The organism is Clostridioides sp. ZZV14-6153 (assembly GCF_020657855.1).
Lineage (GTDB): Bacteria > Bacillota > Clostridia > Peptostreptococcales > Peptostreptococcaceae > Clostridioides.
Genome location: NZ_JAGWCZ010000004.1, coordinates 64,886 through 85,472 on the forward strand (window position 1 = coordinate 64,886; position 20,587 = coordinate 85,472).

General features: G+C 29.2%; 17 protein-coding genes. All 17 read right to left on the minus strand.

Annotation, left to right across the window (positions count from 1 at the left end):
- Window position 1 precedes the first annotated feature (1 nt).
- A complete protein-coding gene (locus KGF46_RS07110) occupies window positions 2-2,116 on the minus strand; it encodes a cell wall-binding glycosyl-hydrolase Cwp19 (RefSeq protein WP_227842593.1) in 2,115 nt (704 codons plus the stop codon).
- Between the two features lie 299 nt (window positions 2,117-2,415).
- The gene (locus KGF46_RS07115; protein WP_227854619.1) at window positions 2,416-3,120 is read right to left on the minus strand and encodes an SH3 domain-containing C40 family peptidase; all 705 of its coding nucleotides are present in this window, start codon (window positions 3,118-3,120) and stop codon (window positions 2,416-2,418) included.
- A gap of 201 nt (window positions 3,121-3,321) precedes the next feature.
- On the minus strand, window positions 3,322-5,235 hold the full coding sequence (locus tag KGF46_RS07120; protein ID WP_227827541.1) for a polysaccharide biosynthesis protein: 1,914 nt from the start codon (window positions 5,233-5,235) through the stop codon (window positions 3,322-3,324).
- Window positions 5,236-5,319: 84 nt separating this feature from the next.
- Window positions 5,320-6,411: a glycosyltransferase family 4 protein gene (locus KGF46_RS07125; protein ID WP_227827542.1), complete on the minus strand. Its 1,092-nt coding sequence runs from the start codon at window positions 6,409-6,411 to the stop codon at window positions 5,320-5,322.
- Between the two features lie 5 nt (window positions 6,412-6,416).
- Complete coding sequence (locus KGF46_RS07130) at window positions 6,417-7,784, minus strand: UDP-glucose dehydrogenase family protein (RefSeq protein WP_413894728.1); 1,368 nt, start codon at window positions 7,782-7,784, stop codon at window positions 6,417-6,419.
- A complete protein-coding gene (locus KGF46_RS07135; RefSeq protein ID WP_227827543.1) occupies window positions 7,738-8,490 on the minus strand; it encodes a glycosyltransferase family 2 protein in 753 nt (250 codons plus the stop codon). Before KGF46_RS07135 ends, KGF46_RS07130 begins: the two co-directional genes overlap by 47 nt.
- Window positions 8,491-8,537: 47 nt before the next feature.
- Window positions 8,538-9,446: a glycosyltransferase family A protein gene (locus KGF46_RS07140; RefSeq protein ID WP_227827544.1), complete on the minus strand. Its 909-nt coding sequence runs from the start codon at window positions 9,444-9,446 to the stop codon at window positions 8,538-8,540.
- A 21-nt stretch (window positions 9,447-9,467) separates the two neighbouring features.
- Window positions 9,468-10,217 (minus strand): glycosyltransferase family 2 protein, encoded by a 750-nt coding sequence (locus tag KGF46_RS07145; RefSeq protein WP_227827545.1) that lies wholly within the window; start codon window positions 10,215-10,217, stop codon window positions 9,468-9,470.
- A gap of 28 nt (window positions 10,218-10,245) precedes the next feature.
- Window positions 10,246-11,421 (minus strand): CDP-glycerol glycerophosphotransferase family protein, encoded by a 1,176-nt coding sequence (locus KGF46_RS07150; RefSeq protein WP_227839527.1) that lies wholly within the window; start codon window positions 11,419-11,421, stop codon window positions 10,246-10,248.
- A 14-nt stretch (window positions 11,422-11,435) separates the two neighbouring features.
- Window positions 11,436-12,275, minus strand: coding sequence for a glycosyltransferase family 2 protein (locus KGF46_RS07155; RefSeq protein ID WP_227856449.1), 840 nt, complete (start codon window positions 12,273-12,275; stop codon window positions 11,436-11,438).
- 2 nt (window positions 12,276-12,277) lie between these two features.
- Window positions 12,278-13,435 carry a polysaccharide polymerase gene (locus KGF46_RS07160; protein ID WP_227854621.1) on the minus strand — a complete coding sequence of 386 codons (1,158 nt, stop codon included), beginning with the start codon at window positions 13,433-13,435 and terminating at the stop codon, window positions 12,278-12,280.
- 15 nt (window positions 13,436-13,450) lie between these two features.
- On the minus strand, window positions 13,451-14,173 hold the full coding sequence (locus KGF46_RS07165; RefSeq protein ID WP_227827549.1) for a glycosyltransferase: 723 nt from the start codon (window positions 14,171-14,173) through the stop codon (window positions 13,451-13,453).
- Window positions 14,174-14,184: 11 nt separating this feature from the next.
- A complete protein-coding gene (locus KGF46_RS07170) occupies window positions 14,185-15,258 on the minus strand; it encodes a mannose-1-phosphate guanylyltransferase (protein ID WP_227839523.1) in 1,074 nt (357 codons plus the stop codon).
- Window positions 15,259-15,279: 21 nt separating this feature from the next.
- On the minus strand, window positions 15,280-16,986 hold the full coding sequence (locus tag KGF46_RS07175; RefSeq protein ID WP_227861888.1) for a phospho-sugar mutase: 1,707 nt from the start codon (window positions 16,984-16,986) through the stop codon (window positions 15,280-15,282).
- A 45-nt stretch (window positions 16,987-17,031) separates the two neighbouring features.
- Window positions 17,032-18,588, minus strand: coding sequence for a murein biosynthesis integral membrane protein MurJ (gene murJ, locus KGF46_RS07180; RefSeq protein WP_227842587.1), 1,557 nt, complete (start codon window positions 18,586-18,588; stop codon window positions 17,032-17,034).
- Window positions 18,589-18,702: 114 nt separating this feature from the next.
- The gene (locus KGF46_RS07185; RefSeq protein WP_227827553.1) at window positions 18,703-19,758 is read right to left on the minus strand and encodes a cell wall-binding protein Cwp7; all 1,056 of its coding nucleotides are present in this window, start codon (window positions 19,756-19,758) and stop codon (window positions 18,703-18,705) included.
- Window positions 19,759-19,852: 94 nt separating this feature from the next.
- The gene (locus tag KGF46_RS07190; protein ID WP_227827554.1) at window positions 19,853-20,539 is read right to left on the minus strand and encodes a sugar transferase; all 687 of its coding nucleotides are present in this window, start codon (window positions 20,537-20,539) and stop codon (window positions 19,853-19,855) included.
- Between the last annotated feature and the right edge of the window lie 48 nt (window positions 20,540-20,587).

Consider the following 20,587-nt stretch of genomic DNA (forward strand, 5'->3'; position numbering starts at 1 on the left):
ACTATTGAACTAGGTTTAATAAACTGTTTAATGCAGTTTGATTTATTCCATCTCCAGCTTCATATACTAGGCTTGTCTTTTTAGGCTCTAGAGCAGTTTTCTGAGCAGATGTTACACTATTTCCAAGCATAACTACTGGTGATTTTAATTTTGCTGCTAAAGGTCCTGATGTTAATGCATCTACTAACTGATTACTCTTACTTACAAACATTGATGAATATTCAGCATTTGGATAGAATTTCTGTATTACTTTTCCATTTGTTTCTTCTCTATTTTCTCCAGCTATTCTATTTTTAGATACATCATTTGTAATAACTTTATCTAATTTATTTATTACTGAATCAGATATACTTAAATTACCACCTATAAAATATGCATCTTTTACATTTAAATCTGATACCCAATTATAGATTTCATCACTTACATTATCTTTTGATACTAATACGATTGGCTGTTTTTCTTCTCCTGCTTTTGAAGCTATAGAAAGAGAATCTGCTTCACCTGTACCACTTGTTATATATAGTTTGTCTACTGGATTAGTCTTTGCTAATTCTTTTGCTATTAAAAGAGATGTGCTATATCTATCTGAGCCACCCACTCTGTTTATTGATACATTTGATAATGTATCTTTTATCTCACTTTCAACTTTATCTCCAATAGAATTATTTCCTCCTATTAAGATAACTTTACTTGGATTAAGTCTTTTTATTTCATTTTTAGTAGATGTTGGTATATCACCCTTATTTACTAATAATATAGGTGCATCATTTGCAGTAGCAAGTGGAGTTGATGTTATACCATCGACTATAGAATATCCATTTACTAATACTACTGTATCTGAATTTGTAGCCCATCCTTTTTTACTTATTGCAACTGCTGTATCATATCTTTCAGCACCTCTTAATTTTTCCACCTTGACATTAGATGGTGGAGTCACTGGCTGTTCATTACTGTCAGAGTACAAGCTCTTTAAATCATTTTGTATAGATGTACTATTTGCTATATCTTTAGCTGAAAAATACATACTACCCTTTATTTCACTATATTTTCTATTTAATGTTACTTGCTTCACTATTTCTTTTGCTATGTTTTGCCCATTATAACTTGATTGCCCTTGTTTATATATACCTTGTCCTATGTATAAGTCTACATTTGTTCCTTTTACTTCATTTGCCCACCATGAAACTAATTTAGAGTAGTCTGCGGCTTTAAGACCAATTGGCCAGTAAAGTTGTGGAACTACATAATCAACTAATCCTTGTTTTATCCATGCTCTTGTATCTGCATATGTACCTACATAACTTTCATTACCTGATGTATCTGAACCTGTTGGGTCACTACTCTTGTTTCTCCATATTCCAGCTGGACTCACACCAAATACAACTTCAGGCTTTATACTCTTTATAGATGCCTTTACATCTCTAAGTAGAGTATTTACATTTTCTCTTCTCCAATTGTCTTTGTTTTGTCCTTGTCCATATTTTTGATATGTAGCAGTATCGTTGAAACTTACTCCTGGATAGAAATAATCATCAAAATGAACACCATCTATATCATAATTTTGAACTACCTCTGCTATACTATCAACTATGTACTTTCTAACTTCTGGTAAACCTGGGTCATAGTAATACTTATTTCCATGTTTAACTACCCAACTTGGATTTTTCTTTGCTGGATGGTTTGCTGGCAATTTATCTATGCTCTCATCTGCCATAGTTATTCTGTATGGATTAAACCATGCATGGAATTCCATTCCTCTTTTATGTGCTTCTTCTATTAAAAATGGTAATGGGTCATATCCAGGGTCTTTACCTTGAGTACCTGTAAGATATTCAGACCATGTGTTTATCTTTGATTTATATAAAGCATCTGATTTTGGTCTTACTTGAACCACTGCTGTGTTTATTCCTGCACTTTTTAATTTGTCTAATAAGTCTGTGTATTCCTTTTTTTGCTTGGCTTCATTATTTTTAGTCTTAGGCCAATCTAAGTTATAAACTGTAGATATCCAAGCAGCTCTCATTTCCTTATCATTTGACGAATCAGCAAATGAACTTACACTACACATTGTAAGTGTCATTACCAACGATAATAGTAATATACTTGTCTTTTTCATTTCATCCCCCTTAATTTCTTAAATTTATTTTTTTCTACAATATACTCCTTACTAAGTATATCTAAAGTTCATATTATCTGTCAAATATTGAATAATATAGTTAATATTTATATTTAATATTTAATTATAATATGAAATAATTTATTATAAAAAAAACAGCAAAGAAATTTATATTCTTTGCTGTTTTTATAACGTTCATCACTATTTTAATATTAATTAATACTTCACTTTCTATGTAAAACATTAAACATAACTATATTTAATGTTAATATTCAATCCTATGTAAATTAAATCTATTATTATTGTAAAACACGTGTAGCAGTTATAAGTCTTCTAGCATAATTAGTTCCTGGAGCCATACTAGTAACTTTTACTACATCTCCTGTTTGTGGTGAATGTATAAATTTAGAATCTCCTATATACAACCCAACATGATTTATTGAACCACCTGAACCAAAGAAAACTAAATCTCCTGCTTTTAATTCTGCTCTAGATACTTTCTTTCCTACTGTTGCTTGTGATCTTGATACTCTTGGTAAATTAACTCCTGCTCCATTTTTGTAAACATACGAAGTGAACCCAGAACAATCAAAAGAGTTTGGTCCAGTTGCTCCCCATCTATATGGTTTACCTTGTTGCTTAAATGCTAAGTTTAAAACATTTTGTACCTTTGCGTCTACATTTCCACCTTCAATAGTTAAATAATCTCCATTTACCCATCCTGTAACATTGTCAACTGTTCTTATTTTTATCCATCCATTTGAATGTAGTTCTAAAACTTCAACTTTGTCACCTGTGTTTATCTTTCCTACTATTGCATCATTTGCACTAGCTCCACTTCTCATGTTTAAGAAATCACATTGATCTACTGTCGCATTCATAGGTGAATTAGATAACTCTGCTGCACTAGCTGTTATTGCTCCTGCCTCTACTGTAACAACTCCTGCTATTAACACCATTGCTATAAATTTTTTCAATATATGTTTTTTATTTTTAATATTCATCATAATCTCAAATACCTAATCCTTTCGAAAATTTAACATTTTGTTCCTTCGTTTCCAATTCCTAATTAACATTCTAACTTACATCAAAATAAATTGCAACCTTTTTTGTAATCTTTTTGTAATCTTTTTGTAATCTTTTGTTTCTTTTTAGTATCTATTTGTTTCTTTTTGCTCCCCCTGGTTACAAATTAGAAATATATTCTACTTCTCTCGAGTTGTTGCAATTTCTTTGATATTAGCATCTTCTGGTTTAATGTAAGTTGGTACTAATTTTCTCATGACACCATCTATTTTTTCAGTTTCTTCATTGTTTGTAATTTCTTTTAAAAGTTTTAAGTATTTTGTTATTTTTTCTCTATCAACATCTATTGGCCTACCAATAAAAATCTTTTTATGCTCTGTATCTAACAGACCTTCTTCTGACATAAGAAGTTCTTCATACAATTTTTCTCCTGGTCTAAGACCAGAAAATTCAATTTTTACATCAACATCTGGTTCAAGCCCACTAAATTTTATTAAATTTTTTGCTAAATCCAATATTTTTACAGGCTCTCCCATATCAAGTACAAATACTTCTCCACCTTTAGCCATAGCTCCAGCCTGTATAACAAGCCCTACAGCCTCTGGTATTGTCATAAAATATCTAATAATATCTGGATGTGTAACAGTTACTGGTCCACCATCTTCAATCTGCTTCTTAAAAAGGGGAATTACACTTCCATTACTTCCAAGTACATTTCCAAATCTAACTGCAACAAACTCAGTCTGACTTTCATCATTCATTGTCTGTATAATCATCTCGGCAGCTCTTTTAGTAGCTCCCATTATATTTGTCGGATTTACAGCTTTGTCTGTAGATATAAGGACAAACTTCTTAGCTCTATATTTTGAAGATAAACCTGCTATATTTAAAGTTCCAAATATATTATTCTTTATAGCCTCACCAGGGCTTGACTCCATAAGAGGAACATGTTTATGAGCTGCTGCATGGAATACCACTTCTGGCTTATATTTATTAAATATTTCATCCATTCTTTTTTCTTCTCTTATTGAAGCTATTATTGCTTTTAAATCCAACTTATTTTTATATTTTCTAAGCAATTCTTGCTGTATTGCATAAGCATTATTTTCATAATTATCAACTATAATAAGCTCTTTAGGATTAAACCCTGCAATCTGTCTGCAAAGCTCTGAACCAATTGAGCCTCCTCCTCCAGTTACAAGGATTACTTTTCCTTCAATATAGTTACTTATCTCTTTTAAATTTGTTCTTATAGGCTCTCTACCCAATAAGTCTTCTATTTCTACCTCTCTAATCTGTTTTATATCAACTTTTCCATCTATAATTTCATAAATTCCTGGTATTGTCTTTATTTTACAATTAGTATTCTTACACATATCAATAATTTCTTTTTTTCTGTGTTTTTCTATGTTGGCAATAGAAAAAATTATTTCATCTACTTTATATTCTTCAACTATATCATTTATCTTTGAAGTTGTTCCTACAATCTTTACATTATGAATTATTCTTCCGATTTTATTTTTATCATCATCGATTATAGCTACTGCTACTTTTTTAAGTTCTGGATTTCGCTTTAATTCTTGTATAACCATCTCTCCAGCATCTCCTGCTCCAATTATAAGAATGTTAGAAACCTTCCCTCTAGAGTATGTCTTATTCATGACTATTCTTATAGCCCTGTAGCCTATTCTCACTCCACTTGTAAACATTATAATAAATATCGTATTTAATACATAAAGCATTATAGGATAATCGAGTCCCAATATTCTATTTATCACATAAGCTGGAATTAGATAAGCTAAAGTTGCAATAAAAATCGAAATAATTTCTTCTTCTCCTGCATATCTCCACAATGTGTTGTAACACTTAAACAATCTAAATGACACTATATGGAGTCCAATATATATACAAACTGAAATTATTACATTATTAACATTGAATACATCTAAATTGCCTGTCAAACTCAAAGACATTCGAAATGCTACTAGCACGCTACAAATATCTAGAATTAATAATGATAGTTGTCTAAATTTATATTTTTTTAAAAGCTTATTAAAAAAGCTTTCTTTCTCTAAATCTATACTTTCTCGCATAACTAGAAGCCCTCCATTAAACAGCAAAAGCTACGCACCTAAGCATAGCCAACAACATCTATCTTTTGCTGTATTTTTCAATTCTTATTTTTTATATTTATCTAATATAGAGTCGTATATTTTTTCTATATCATTAAAATTTAAATTAACTTCATAATTTTCTCTAACAAACTTACGCCCTTTTTTACCCATATTAAGTCTAAGCTCATCATTTTCCATTAGTTTTATTATAGCATTTTTTATTTCTTCTGGTTGCTTTGGCTCTACAATTAGCCCCGTTTCATTTTCCAATACAGATTCTGGATGCCCACCTACATTTGTAACAATAACAGGAACTTCACAAGACTCTGATTCTATTGCAGCTACACCAAAACCCTCTCTCAAAGAAGGAAATACTGTTACATCAAAAGAATTAAAAGTCTTACTGACATCCTCTGGAGATATTCTACCTAAAAATTGAACATTATCTTCCACGCCTAATTCCTTAGTCAGATTCACTAAGTTATCCATTTGACTTCCAGAACCACCTATTTTTAAAATTATTTTCTTTTCTTTATATTCATCTTTCAACATCTTAAATGCTTGTACTAAATATTCAATTCCATATTTTTTTTCCAAACTCTTTATAATTCCTATTACAAAAGCATCTTCTTTTTCTACTTCCATAGGTTTAAATCTATCCATATCTACTCCGAAAAAGGTTACATCTACATGCTTAGTTGTATATTTATTAGCTTCTTTAGCCATGTCTCTACTATTTGAAAATATATAATCTGCTTTTCTAAAGTTATGTTTTATAATTTGTTTTTGTATAAAACCATTGTTTGGGAAATCATAAATATCAGTACCCCAAACAGAAATAATATATGGATGATACCCAAGTAAACTACCTATAAATCCATAACTACTTGCATATTGTGCATGAAGTATATCTGGCTTTATTTCATTTACTAGTTTCTTTATTTGTTTTATTGAACCTAAGTATCCTGTTTTTTTAGAAATATTTTCATTTTTCAGTTCTTCTACATTAGAACCAAAGTCATAAATTTTAATTCCTTCCATGTGACCTCCATTTAAAGAGATAACATGAATGTTGTATCCTTTATTTTTAAAAAAACTACACCATTTTAAAGTATGAGGATTTGACCCATCAGCCAAATAACAAACAGTCTTCATAATATTTACCTTCCTATCGAATAATACTCAATACCTAGTTCTTTCATATCTTCAAGCTTGTAACAATTTCTTCCATCTAGAACTAAAGGATTTTTCATCTTTTCCTTATACTTATGTATATCATAATTTAAGACATCTTTCCACTCTGTCATTATAAAACATATCTCTGCATCTTCTATTGTATCATCTATAGATTTAGCATAAAGTATAGAATCCCCAAATATTTTCTTAGTATTTTCAACTCCTATTGGGTCAAATGCAGTAACTTTTGCTCCTCTTTCAAGTAAATATTTTATATTTGGAATAGATGGGGCTTCTCTTATATCATCAGTATCTGGCTTAAATGTTAATCCTAAAACAGCAACTTTCATATCTTGAAAGCTCTCTACTAGTTTAGATGCCTTTCTAACTAATTTAAGTTTTTGACTTTCATTCACTTCTATAGCAGCCTTTACTGTTTTTAATTCATAACCGTTATGCTCAGACAGCCAATGAAGGGCTTTTGTATCTTTAGGGAAACAAGAACCTCCATAACCTATACCTGCTTTTAAGAATTTACTTCCTATTCTATCATCATAACTCATTCCTAAAGCGACATCTTCCACATTAGCACCTGCTATCTCACAAAGATTTGCAATATCATTCATAAAAGATATCTTAAGTGCTAAAAAGTTATTTGATGCATATTTTATCATTTCAGCACTATTTCTATTAGTTACTATTATAGGTTGATTAAAAGGTTTATAAATTTCTTCCAGTATTCCTCTTGCCCACTCACTTTCCACTCCTATAACAATTCTTGAAGCATGTAAAGTATCTCTTACTGCACTACCTTGTGATAAAAACTCTGGATTAGATGCAAGTTCAACTTTTACATCATTTTTTAAGTTTTTATTTATATAATCTTCTATTTCTTCATTTGTTCCAATTGGTACTGTAGATTTTATTACTACTAAAGTATCTTTTGTTACAGTTTCAGCTATTTGCTTTGCAACTGCCTTTATATAATCTAAATTAGCTGAACCATCACTTCTTTCTGGAGTTCCTACAGCTATTAGTATTATATCTACATCTTCATAAGCTTTTTTATAATCTGTAGTATAATCTATTCTTCCTTTTTCATAATTTCTAACCATAAGTTCTTCTAGGCCTTCTTCATATATAGGTGCTATCCCAAGTTGCATTGATTTAACTTTATGTTCATCTATATCAACACAAATTACATTTTCATTGCCTACCTCTGCTAGACAAACACCTGTTACTAGCCCTACATATCCAGTCCCAGCTATAGCTATTTTCATTTTTTTACCTCCAAGTATATAAAACTTATACTCTTTTTTTAATGGCATTAAAAACATAGAAACAAAATACATATAGGCTTTTTGGTAAACTTAAATTTTCAACATTTCTATAGGTATTCCAAGTTCGTTTTAATGCTTTTATCTTATTGCTTGATATAGAATTTCCAACTAGCCTATAATTCACTAAATCTTCCTGAATTCCATATGCATATTTTTCCTTTTTAAGTAATTGTAACCAAGTTGCAGTATCTTGTCCTCTTCTTACTAAAGGCATACTAAATTCACCTATGACATCCCTATCAATGACTACAGTAGAACACCCTATTATAGTATTTTTAAGTAATCCTTCATAGTCAATCTTTTTAGGTGCTCTTGCAACTTTACTCGTTTTTGTTCCATCTTGTCTCATATATCTATAAGATGTAAAAGAAAACCCGATATTTTCTTTTAACATATATCCTATCTGAATTTCTAACTTTTTACTATCCCATAAATCATCACTATCTACAAATGCAATAAATCGACCTTCCGCATTTTCAATACCAACATTCCTAGATACTGCAGCTCCAGAATTTTTTTCAAGCTTTATATATTTTATTCTAGCATCTTCTTTTTGAAAACTTTTTATAATTTCACTTGAATTGTCCTTAGAACAATCATCCACTAATAAAAGCTGCCAATTTTTATAAGTTTGATTTTGGATTGACTTTATTGTCTCTGATAAAAACTCTTCTGAATTATATACAGGAGTAATTATCGATACTAAAGGCTCATTCATATTTTTACTCTCCTTATATAGCAACTAGCAGTACTATACCAACAAGTTTACTTAGATACTAACTTTCTTTGTCCAATATATTTGTAATATCCTAATGGGAACAACACTAAATACAATAATTTATCAGATATTTTTTTGATTTCGCCAAAATAATGACTGTCAGATAACAATGAGTATCTAGCTAAATTTATGTAATTCTTTATCCACATATATGGATATCTACCTAAAGGATATGTATTTTGATTTATTAAATATAAAAACTCTAATGCTCTACCTTTTAATGCATTTTTATTTAATATATTCTTAGTCAAACCATCATCCAAATAATCTCTTATTATCATAGGTTTGTTTACACATTTAACTTTATAGTATTTAGACATTTCATTCCATACTACACTTTCTGGTAAAAATCTCACTTCTTTTCTTTCTGGAAAAGGAAATTTTATAAGCTCATCAGTTACAAATACAATGCTTTTATCTCCCTTAACACCATATTTAAAATATAGGTCTGCAAAGTGACATATTTTTTTATCCTCAGGCATTTCTGTGCCTATTAAATCTCCGCTTGGGTATACACAAAGTCCAACAACCCCACTAAATCCTTCTTTATTTTCTACAGAATTCCATTCATCATTAGCAATTTCAAGAGAATCTTTAATTAAACCATCATCACTATCTACAATGAAAAATAGTTCTCCATCTGCATTTTTCACACCTAAATTTATTGCAGTATGTTTTCCTCCATTTTCTTTGTATATATATCTTATATTTAATTTATCTTCTGATATAAATTTTTCAACTAATTCTTTAGTACCGTCGCTACTTCCATCATCGACAATCAACCATTCAAAGTCGTTGAAATCATATGTTTGAGCTTTTAAATCATTGTACAAATTTTCAAGTAAATGAGCTCTATTGTATGTTGGAGTAAATACAGTAAATTTATATTTATACATTAATTAAATCTTCCTCTCTATCTAACTTTTTTTAATTCCATTTATTCCATAATTAATAAAGTAGTATATAGCTTTGTATAGAGGTATTTTTTCTATATTTCTATATATATTCCAAGTCCACATAGCAGCCTTTATCTTATTACCACTAAGGGAGTTACTAGATTTTCTATATAATGCTAAAACTTCATTTATTCCATGAGCGATATGTCCTCTTTTCAATATAGATAACCACAAGACATAATCTTCATGTCTTACACCACTCATCTTAATTTCAAAATCCAGTTTAGACTTATCAATTACAACAGTAAGACATCCCAAAATATTTCCCTTTAATAACCTTCTGTAATCCACATTAGGTGGCACTTTTATTACTTTATTTAACTTTTTATCATTTTCGTCCATCAGTTCATATGAAGTAAATGAGATTACATAGTCATTTTCTAACATAAAGTTTACTTGTTTTTCTAACTTACTACTATTCCACTGGTCATCACTATCTAAAAAAGCTATAAATTGTCCTGTCGCATTACTTAATGCTAGATTTCTAGCATTAGAGACACCCTTATTAGTCTCAGTCTTTATGCATTTTATTCTACTATCCTGTTGCATATAAGATTTGACTATATTAGGACTATTATCTGTTGAGCAATCATCAATAATTAACATTTCCCATTCTTGATAAGTTTGGTTTAATACTGATTTTATGGTTGCTTCAATAAATTTTTCAGAATTATACATGGGAGTAATTATAGATACTAAATTCTTCTTCATATTACCTTCCTCATCATTTATAAAATATTTATTTAATTTTACTTAATACACAATCATATATCCTCTTGCAGTTCTTATTGTCATTATATCTGAAAAACTTATTTCTTTCATTTTTTTGGTTATCCATAACCTCAAAATTATTTTCAATAATATCAATAAGTTTATTCACAGCTTCATCATTATTATAAGCCAAAGACCCAAACATTTCGCTTTTTAAATCTATATACGAATCAACTTTTTCCATATATTCATCTAAATCAAATTGATAAAATAAAATAGGTCTGTTCATATATAGAAAGTCTATGGCAACACTTGAATAATCAGTTATGTTTACAGCTGATTTTCTTATTTCATTTGCTAGAGTTACCCCTTTATCTAAAAATACAATTCGTTTACCAGTTATGTTTTCTTTTATGTCATCTATAAACTCATGCATAAGATGATGCATATAAATTTTTACATTTATATCTTTCTCATCTAATATTTTATTTAATTTATCATCATTCAAGAAATTCATTATATTTTTAAAATAATCTGTATCTGTAAATTTTCCTGAACTAAATTTTATCCAGTCTCTCCATGTAGGAGTATATAATATATCTCGTGTTTGTGCAACTTCATTTGTTGGTAAATTGTCATATCTTGCATTTCCAATTATATAAACTGAGTCATCTAACATTCCCCAATCATTTACCATGACATTTCTTTCAAACTCAGAACTTGCTGTAACTATATTATAGCTTTTATATAGGTTATCTATAATATTTTTGAACTTTTTATTCATTGGTTTTCTCTTTTTAAAACTTATAGTTCCATGATTTAAGAACACTTTTATCGTCTTTTTATGAAAATAATTAAGAACAGGTACAGCAAAGTTATAAGGTGCTATATCTGCTGATGGCGCATGTGAAAATACTATAGCTTTTGAATTGTAATAATATAGATAGTTTTTTACACTTCCTCTTATTAATTTTTTGCCTGGAATTTTATCAAATACTTTACTGTCTTTATTTACTACCCAATAAGTTTCTACATCATTATGCTCTTTCAACATATACTCATAAAAGAACTTGGAATTATCATTGTATATATCTCCTGAATGTCCACCTATAAGCCAGATATTTCTACCATTAAACTTATGCTTACTAAATGGATACATAAAAAAAGCCAAAAGCATATTTATTAAAAATTTAACCTTGTCCATAAACACCATCCTCATTATAACTTATACTGTCTAAATCCATTAATTCTTCCTTTTATAGTGGCACTATGATAATCTCTGTTGGAACTCAATATAAGACCGCCTATATTTCTTACAAGTTTTGATGCCATAACCTTTACAAACTTATAATTCTTTCTATAGACTATTTCTTTTTTGCAAATGGCTCCAAAACCTCTTCCATAGTTATAATCTTTTTGATACTTTTCTTTAGATTTAGAATGTTTTTTTGCAGGATGGTAAATTATATCATTCCCAAAGTATTTTCCTTTAAATCCTAAACTCAATAAGTTTAAAACATAATCTATCTCTTCACCAGCACCAAAATCTCCACCAACACCTAATTTTTCATCAAATCTTGTATATTCTTTCTCTCCATAATCAACAAAAAAAGTTATGGATGTTATAGTATTTAAAACGTTGGAACTTGTGATATCACAAGTTCCATCATACATTTTCTTAAATGCATCAATTTTATTTGCATCCATAGTTTTACAACTGTATATTTTATAATCTTTATTTTTATTAAAGAAGTTTATAACTTTTTCTAATGTATCATTTTCGTAGACACAGTCATCATCAGGAAAACCTATAATTTGCCCTTTAGCATTGTCTATTCCTACATTTCTATTATAACTTAATCCCATCTTATCGCTTTTTATATACTTTATATCTAACTTATCAACGTATTTATCAACTATCTCCCTAACTTTGCTATTATCGTTTTGATCTACTACTATAAGTTCAAAGTTTTTGTAAGTTTGATTTTCTAGGCTGTCCATAAGTAAATATATATCATCATATCTATTTAATGTTGGCATTATTAATGATATTAACATTACTACCTCCTACTTTTCACTTTCCACAAATCTACCTCTCTTTTATCGTTTAATATTACTTCTTTTATTAGTAATACTATTGCAAAACTAAATGAAGCTTCTAATAATAAATTTTCTGCAAAAGAGTATATTAAAAATAGAAATAAAGCTACTAAATACTCTTTTTTATCTTTTTCTATAAAGCTTTCTATACCTTTATACATCAAATACATAAATAATATGCAAGCAACTACTCCTAGTACACTAATTATATATATATAAGAACTATCTAATGGATTAGTTGCTTTTATAGCAGCGCTATATGAATTTCCAAAAGGTTTCATAAAATTTCCCTCTTGAGATAAGTATACATTCCAAAACTTAGGTCTACTTGCTAATAATCTATTTAGTACACTACTTTTAGAAAACATTATACCAATAAGTACACTAGATAAAGTAAGTATTATCGGCGATGTCTTTATAAGCATTGGTAGTCCTTTTACTTTTTTTAGGTCTATCAATCTTATTATTTCTACAAATATTAATCCTGCTAATATAGTAAAAAAACCAGTTCTACTATATGTAGTTTGATAAACAAAAAATGCAGATCCAAATAAAATTATTCTATCCCATTTATTATAGTTTTTATATCTTAAGAATATATATGCTGCATATATAGTAACCATATGATAAAATACCCCATTTGGATTACCAAGTCCAAAATCCATTCTTGTAACAAGCGTATCTAATTTTCCTATATATCTATAGTGGACTTCCTGATTAAATACTAATGAAGGAAATAAATTAAATAATAATATAGCTCCTATTAAAAAACATGCAGATATTATTAAATAACTTTTAACTATATATTTATCATCTATTTGTTTAGCTGATACAGCTAGCAAAACAATTAATAATATAGCCCCTTCTCTATTTAATATATAAAGTAATACACAGGCTCCAACTAGCACCATTTCTGTTATACTTTTTCTCTTATCAAATAAAAAAAGTAGCATTAGTATTCCTATTGAAGAATAAAATAACGCTGATTTAATCATCCCTATACTCATATCTGGGTCAATAAATGATATCATATACTTTCTAAGTAATATGATAAACAAAACAAATATATAAAGATATTTTTTAATCATAATATTTCTATCATCGTTTAAAGTCTTCATTTCACTTTCTCCCTTTTAGCTTCGTAAAGTATTACTTGCAAATATTTTACAACACTTCCATATCTTATTTACACCTGTTAAGTGCTTGCTTTCTAAGAAATAATTTCTTTTCTTAGCCCAACTTTTTCCCCACCAATGTATTCCATAAGTATTTTCTGTAATACATTCTGGTGTAAAGTCTTCTTTAAATCCAAAAGGATAAAAATATTCTTTATCATAGACACGGATGCCTTCTTCATAGTTATTTTGGTCAATCTTTTTATAATTTTTTTCCATAAGATAAGTCATAACCTTTGGTATTGTAAACAATGAAGAAGTAAGCACCTCTTTTTCGTAGTACTCTAATAAATCTTTAAAAAAAGGATGTCCTTTTTCTACACCTACTATGGCTGCATTCATGTATTCTCCATCATCTTCATATCCACATATAAGCCTATTATTTTCTAAAAGAGGAGTTATATCCTTTAATATTTGCATATCTGTATCCATATAAACTCCACCTTGTTCATAGAGTACTCTTATTCTTGTATAATCTGATATGAATGCCCAAAGCTTTCTTTTATAACATTCTTCCAAAAACTTATTTCCTTTTATTTCTTTCTCTATATCAAAGTTTTTTTCATTCCACTCTACTATCTCATATTCTGGAAGTTTCTCTTTCCAGGAATTTATACATATATTTTCTATATTTCCTTTTGGTCCACCAAACCATACATAATGTATTTTTTTAGGAATCAAATTAACACCTCCTACATATATTCTTGTCTATCTTCTTCTTTTAATTGCTCTACTATCTTTTTGACATCTTGAGCTTTATCTTTTCTACAAACCATAACTGCATCATTTGTAGATACTACTATTAAATCACTAATACCTATTGTCGATATTAATTTGTCATCTGAATATATAATTGAGTTTTTAGTATCTATAGTAATATTTTCACCTCTTTTGATGTTACCTTCATCATCAGTTGGATATATTGCACCTAGAGAGTCCCAAGAACCAACGTCATTCCACCCAAAATCACCAGGAACTACTATAACATCATTACTTCTTTCCATAATACCATAATCTATAGAAATTGATTGTATTGTTGGATATATTTCTTTTATTTTTCCTATTTCATCTTCTGTTCCTAAGTAATTACTGATTTCCTCTAATTTTTCATATACTTTTGGTAAGTATCTCTTAAAATCTTCCAATATCTTAGATACTTTCCATACGAACATTCCACTATTCCATACATATTTTTTAGAGTTTACATATTCTTTAGCAATTTCATAGTTTGGCTTTTCTACGAACTCCACTACCTCATATGCAACATTTTCTATTGTGTTTTCTCTATTAAAATTTATGTATCCATATCCTGTTGATGGAAATGTAGGAGTTATCCCAATAGTTACTAGTTTATCATTATTTTCTGCTATATAGATAGCTTTTTCTAAAATAGATTTAAATTCTTTTTCATCTTTTATATAATGGTCAGCTGGATATACACACATAACACCATCACCATATTTTTTCATTATGTTAAAGGCTGCAAAACCTATAGCTGCTGCCGTATTTCTGGCACATGGTTCTGGCAAGATATTGCTATCTAAACATTTATCTTTTACTGTATCCTTTAAAGCTTCCAATTGCTTCTCATTAGTTACTATAAATAAATCCTCTTTTTTTGCTAGAGAATCTATTCTATTTATAGTTTCATTTATTAAAGCATCTTCTCCACTTAAATTTATAAGCTGTTTAGGTACTTCTTGTCTACTAAGTGGCCAGAAACGAGTCCCTCCTCCACCAGCCATTATGACATTGTATGCTTTCATTATTTATCTCCCCTTAGCTCTTTATATAGAATCCACCACATTTAATATATAAGATATTAAATTATTCAACTTAGATTCTACATCTTCTTGGTTGTCTGAATTTGCTCCAAAGTAAAATTTAATTTTAGGTTCTGTACCTGAAGGTCTTATAGCTATCCAAGAACCATCTTCAAGTAAAAATTTAAGTACATCTGATTTAGGTAAATCATCGACCCCATCTTTATAATCTAAAATCTTATCTACTTTTACATCAGCCACATTATCTATTTTAACACTTCTAAAGTAAAGCATCATCTCTTTTATTTTTTTTATTCCATCTATGCCTTTTAAAGTAACTGACTTTAAGTCCTCTTTGTAGTATCCAAATTTATTATATGTATCTATCAAAGCTTCATACAAATTCATACCTTTTGAAAAATAATATGCTGCCATTTCACATATCATAAGTGAAGATACAACACCATCTTTGTCTCTAGCATGAGTTCCAATTAAGTAACCATAGCTTTCCTCATATCCCATTATAAAGCTTCTATCATTACTTTCTTTAAACGCTTTTATTTTTTCTCCAATAAATTTGAATCCTGTTAAAGTATTTAAACAATCTACATTATAAGCCTTTGCTATTTTTGCACCTAGTTCTGATGTAACTATAGTTTTTATTATTGTAGGATTGTTTTTAGGAAGTTTATTTTCTTCAACTAAACTCTCTAATATATATCTAACTAAAAGTGAGCCAACTTGGTTTCCATTTAATACTACATACTCACCACTAGAATCTTTTACAACAACACCTACTCTGTCACAATCAGGGTCTGTTCCTATTATCAAATCCGTACCATTACTCTTTGCCATTTCAATAGCTATATTAAATACTGACTTTTCTTCAGGATTAGGATACTTGACTGTTGAAAAATTAGAATCTGGCAATTCTTGCTCCTTAACCACCATTACATTTTCAAAGCCACATTCATTTAAGACTCTTCTTACTGGTTTATTTCCAGTTCCATGAATAGGTGTATATATTATTTTTAATTTTTTTCCATATTCACCTATTGTATTTTGTCTTAAAACTTGCTTCTTAACAGCCTTTATAAACTCATCATCTACTTCATTATCTAATATAGTTATTAAATTTTTAGATAAAGCTTCTTCAAAATCTGCACTTTTAATAATACTGTAATCATCAATCTTATTAACTTCTGCAATTATATCATTTGCCATATCTATACAGATTTGACCACCATCTGAGTCATATACCTTATATCCATTGTACTCTTTAGGATTATGGCTTGCTGTTATTACTATTCCCATAGCACACTTTAAATATCTAACAGCAAAAGAAAGTTCTGGTGTAGGTTTTAATTCTTCAAAAATATAAGCCTTTACACCATATGCACTTAAAGTTTTAGCTACTTCTATACAAAACTCTCTTGACATGTATCTACTATCATGTGCTATAATAATTCCTTTTTGCTTTCCTTCTTCACCTTGTGTCTTCATAATATAATTTAAAATTCCAAGTGTTGCACGTCTAACAGTATAAATATTTATTCTATTAGTTCCCGCTCCTATTATACCCCTTAGACCACCTGTCCCAAATTCTAAATTTTTATAGAATCTATCTTGTATTTCTTTTTCATCATCCTTTATATTTAATAGCTCTTCTTTGGTTTGTTCATCAAAATAAGGAGAATTTAACCACATCTCATAATTGTTTTTATAATCCATATTTTCATCCTTTCTGACTCTATTTTAATTTTTTAAGATAAATGTCTATCTTTTAAGTAGTTTTTGTTTTCCTTTTCTCAAAAACTCAAAAGCTAAATCCATTTCTTCTACCTTAAATAAAACTATCAATATTGTATATACAGAAGCCCCACCTAATACTCCAGCTCCAACTGATATAATTTCTTTAATTGTTCCTGCACCTATAAATGCATATAGATTGTTATATATCAATAAAGTGACTACTGCCATCACACCTGATGCTACCAAACTTTTAAGGCCAGTCTTTATGATTTTATCTCCTCCAAAATATCCATTTTTCTTTTTAAGAGATATAAACAATAATATAACTGTAATTATATTAGATGTACTAGTTGATATAGCAATACCTGCATGACCAAGTGGTCTTATCAATATTAAATTAAGAACTATATTTATTATTAAGGCTATACTTCCATTTATCATTGGTGTTTTTGTATCTGAAAGAGAATAGAAGGCTCTATATAAGACATCTCTTACCCCACAAGCCAATAATCCTAGCGAATATAATCTAAGAGCTATAGATGTAAGGTCTGTTGATAAGGCGTCAAACTTACCTCTTTGGAATAATATTCTAACAAGAGGTTCTGCCAATATAATAGCTCCTATAGATATCGGAAGCACCACCAATATAATACAATTTGATGATTTTACAATAGTACTTATAAATCCTTCTTTATTATCTTTACCTGACATTTTTGCCAGCTTAGGATATATAACGGTTATTATAGATGTAACAAATAATGCCATAACAAACTCATTCAGTCTATTTGCATAGTTAAGAGCGGACAACTTCCCATCCCCTAAAGTAGTTGCCAATAACCTGTCAACAAATATATTTAACTGTCCAACAGCTACACCTATTAACATAGGCAGGACTAGATTCACTAGTTCTTTTATGGACTCATCCTTTAAATTTATATATGGTTTATACTTGTAGGACTTCTTAAATGCAAATGGAAGTTGAAACAATAGCTGACTTGCCATAGCAACCAGTGCTCCTGCTGGTAGTATCCATATATTTTTTCCTGCACTTAGTGCTATTGCTACTATTATTATGATATTATATGGAATTCCTATAAGTCCAGGAATTACAAAACTGTCATTCACCTGTAAAAATGAACTAAATATTTTACTTCCACTCAAGAACAAAACTCCTGAAATCATTATTTTAGTAAATAATATTGCTGCTTGAAACTTAGCAGGGTCACTTCTAAATCCTGCTGCAAATACTGTAACAAATTGCTCTGTAAATAAAAGCCCAAAAATAGCTATTATTATAGCCATTATATAGCATATATTTAAAACATTATTAGTAAATTTTAAGGCACCTTCATCTCCGAGTCTTTTCTTCGTCTCAAAGTACATAGGTATATAAGTTGTAGCAATTGCAGAACCTATGACTGCTATGATTAAACCAGGTATATTTAGTGTTAATACAAATACATCTGCATACATACCTGTTCCATAGAAATTTGCAAGTACAAGTTCTCTAAGGAAACCTAATACTTTTGAAAACATAGTGGCGGCCATAATCCACAATGCTGCTTTAGCTGTTTTTGACATTTTATTTCTCCTTATCTAATTTAAACTCTAAAAGTAGAACTTTTAAAACTGCTTATAAACATTATTCTAATTAAGTAAATTTAACCTATGAAAAGCTTCCTTATAAATTAAATACTATATTGACTCATATCTAAGTGCCCTAAATGTAATCAATAGTAATAATAGTATTAATATTATACAAGATAAGAATGTTAGATTAAATATACTCTTAAGTAAACTATAATTACCTACTGTATACCCAACTTCAATTACATCACTTATGTTGTTATCTTTCAAGAATTTATCTTGTGCACGACTTAAATTATCACTACAAATCAGTATTGGCATATTTTCTTTAGCCGATACTACTCCCAAAGAAATATATTCGTTTACATCAGCTCTACTTCCAAAGTCTAATCTAGCAGTATAGATTTTATTTATATCTTTTACATCATAAAACTTCTTTATTAAATCGATATTTGTCGCTGACTTATTTATTTGCTTTATACCTTCTATATTCTTTAAGCTAGAATCAATATCTGCAATAAACTCTTTTGAATCACCTAAGGCATATATTTTTTCAAGGTTTTTACCTTTTAAGAAATCAATTTGTTCTTCAAAACCTTCATCTTGAGCCCATATTATTGGCATTCCACTTTTAGCTGCATAAGAATACACAGATATGGCATTTTCTAATCCTGTAGTTGAGCTAAGTAAAAATGCTTTATCGAATCCTACTGTTCTGTACATTTCTCTAGCTATCTTTAAAGATGTATCATATCTGTCTTTTCCTCTTATTCTTTCTACTTTCATTCCCATTTTTTCTATATTACGTTCAGCATCTTTAGATACTGCCTTTAAACCACCTATTATCGTAACCTTCTCTGGACCTAGTTCTTTTAGATAATTTCTTGTTACTCTACCAAGATTTTTACTCTTAGTTACAACTATTGGAGCATTTTTTGCATATGCTAAAGGTGTTGCACTTATACTATCTACAATTGACTCTTCATTTACAAGAATTACTTCTTTAGAATTCTTAAATGCTCTTTTATTTAATTCTGTTGAAATCTCTGGTATACTACCTTCTATCAACTCTTTTTTAGGATTTGCATCTGCAAATACTCCTATCGTACTAGAAATAGAGATTAGCAAAACTAACGATAATATAGTAGAAAATTTTTTAATCATAAGTTCTCATTCCTTTTCTTTTTTGTATTTTTTGACAATAAAAAAGCTCTTTTTAAAGAGCTTTTTCATTGATTAGTAATCTAATATTTTAAAATTATCTAGCTCCGTCTCCTGTCAATACTACTTTAACAGTTTTAAAGAGTATCTTAAAGTCAAGTAATATACTCCTATTTTTTATATAGTAAATATCTTCTTTAAGTTTTTCTTCAGGAGTGATTTCGTATCCACCATTTACTTGTGCCCAACCTGTAAGTCCAGGTTTTATAGCAAGCCTGTTGATAAATCCAGGTATTTCCTCATTAAATTGAACAGTAAAGTTTGGTCTCTCTGGTCTAGGGCCTATCAAGCCCATGTCCCCCTTTAATATATTAAACAGCTGTGGAATCTCATCAATTCTAGTTTTCCTAATAAACTTTCCAACCTTAGTTATTCTAGGATCATCTTTTTCAGCCCATTGTGCGCCAAATTTTTCTGCGTCTGTTCTCATAGATCTCAATTTATATATATAGAATCTTCTCCCGCATTTTCCTAGTCTTTCTTGCTTATAAGTTATTGGTCCTTTGTCCTCTATTTTAATAAGAATTCCAAATATTGCTATTAAAGGTAAACCTACTACAAGCCCTAATATCGATAAAACTAAATCCATAACTCTTTGGTACAAGTCAAATAAAACTGTCCCTTTTACTATGCTATAGTCAATCTCACTTGCAATTTCTTTATCTGCCCCTGGATAGCTTGTAACTTTAGGTATTTCACATTCATCATTAGTATATCCAGACATAGTTACCTCCATATTGGAATAAAAAATTTTTAAATTCTCAATTTCAAC

What these genes read in the sequence shown, in the direction of transcription:
- KGF46_RS07170 (WP_227839523.1), bottom strand. Translation starts at nt 15,258, where the DNA reads ATGAAAGCATACAATGTCATAATGGCTGGTGGAGGAGGGACTCGTTTC.
- KGF46_RS07175 (WP_227861888.1), bottom strand. Translation starts at nt 16,986, where the DNA reads ATGGATTATAAAAACAATTATGAGATGTGGTTAAATTCTCCTTATTTT.
- KGF46_RS07115 (WP_227854619.1), bottom strand. Translation starts at nt 3,120, where the DNA reads ATGAATATTAAAAATAAAAAACATATATTGAAAAAATTTATAGCAATG.
- KGF46_RS07150 (WP_227839527.1), bottom strand. Translation starts at nt 11,421, where the DNA reads ATGGACAAGGTTAAATTTTTAATAAATATGCTTTTGGCTTTTTTTATG.
- KGF46_RS07120 (WP_227827541.1), bottom strand. Translation starts at nt 5,235, where the DNA reads ATGCGAGAAAGTATAGATTTAGAGAAAGAAAGCTTTTTTAATAAGCTT.
- murJ (WP_227842587.1), bottom strand. Translation starts at nt 18,588, where the DNA reads ATGTCAAAAACAGCTAAAGCAGCATTGTGGATTATGGCCGCCACTATG.
- KGF46_RS07185 (WP_227827553.1), bottom strand. Translation starts at nt 19,758, where the DNA reads ATGATTAAAAAATTTTCTACTATATTATCGTTAGTTTTGCTAATCTCT.
- KGF46_RS07130 (WP_413894728.1), bottom strand. Translation starts at nt 7,784, where the DNA reads ATGTATTTTGTTTCTATGTTTTTAATGCCATTAAAAAAAGAGTATAAG.
- KGF46_RS07145 (WP_227827545.1), bottom strand. Translation starts at nt 10,217, where the DNA reads ATGAAGAAGAATTTAGTATCTATAATTACTCCCATGTATAATTCTGAA.
- KGF46_RS07190 (WP_227827554.1), bottom strand. Translation starts at nt 20,539, where the DNA reads ATGTCTGGATATACTAATGATGAATGTGAAATACCTAAAGTTACAAGC.
- KGF46_RS07155 (WP_227856449.1), bottom strand. Translation starts at nt 12,275, where the DNA reads ATGTTAATATCATTAATAATGCCAACATTAAATAGATATGATGATATA.
- KGF46_RS07160 (WP_227854621.1), bottom strand. Translation starts at nt 13,435, where the DNA reads ATGAAGACTTTAAACGATGATAGAAATATTATGATTAAAAAATATCTT.
- KGF46_RS07140 (WP_227827544.1), bottom strand. Translation starts at nt 9,446, where the DNA reads ATGTATAAATATAAATTTACTGTATTTACTCCAACATACAATAGAGCT.
- KGF46_RS07125 (WP_227827542.1), bottom strand. Translation starts at nt 6,411, where the DNA reads ATGAAGACTGTTTGTTATTTGGCTGATGGGTCAAATCCTCATACTTTA.
- KGF46_RS07110 (WP_227842593.1), bottom strand. Translation starts at nt 2,116, where the DNA reads ATGAAAAAGACAAGTATATTACTATTATCGTTGGTAATGACACTTACA.
- KGF46_RS07135 (WP_227827543.1), bottom strand. Translation starts at nt 8,490, where the DNA reads ATGAATGAGCCTTTAGTATCGATAATTACTCCTGTATATAATTCAGAA.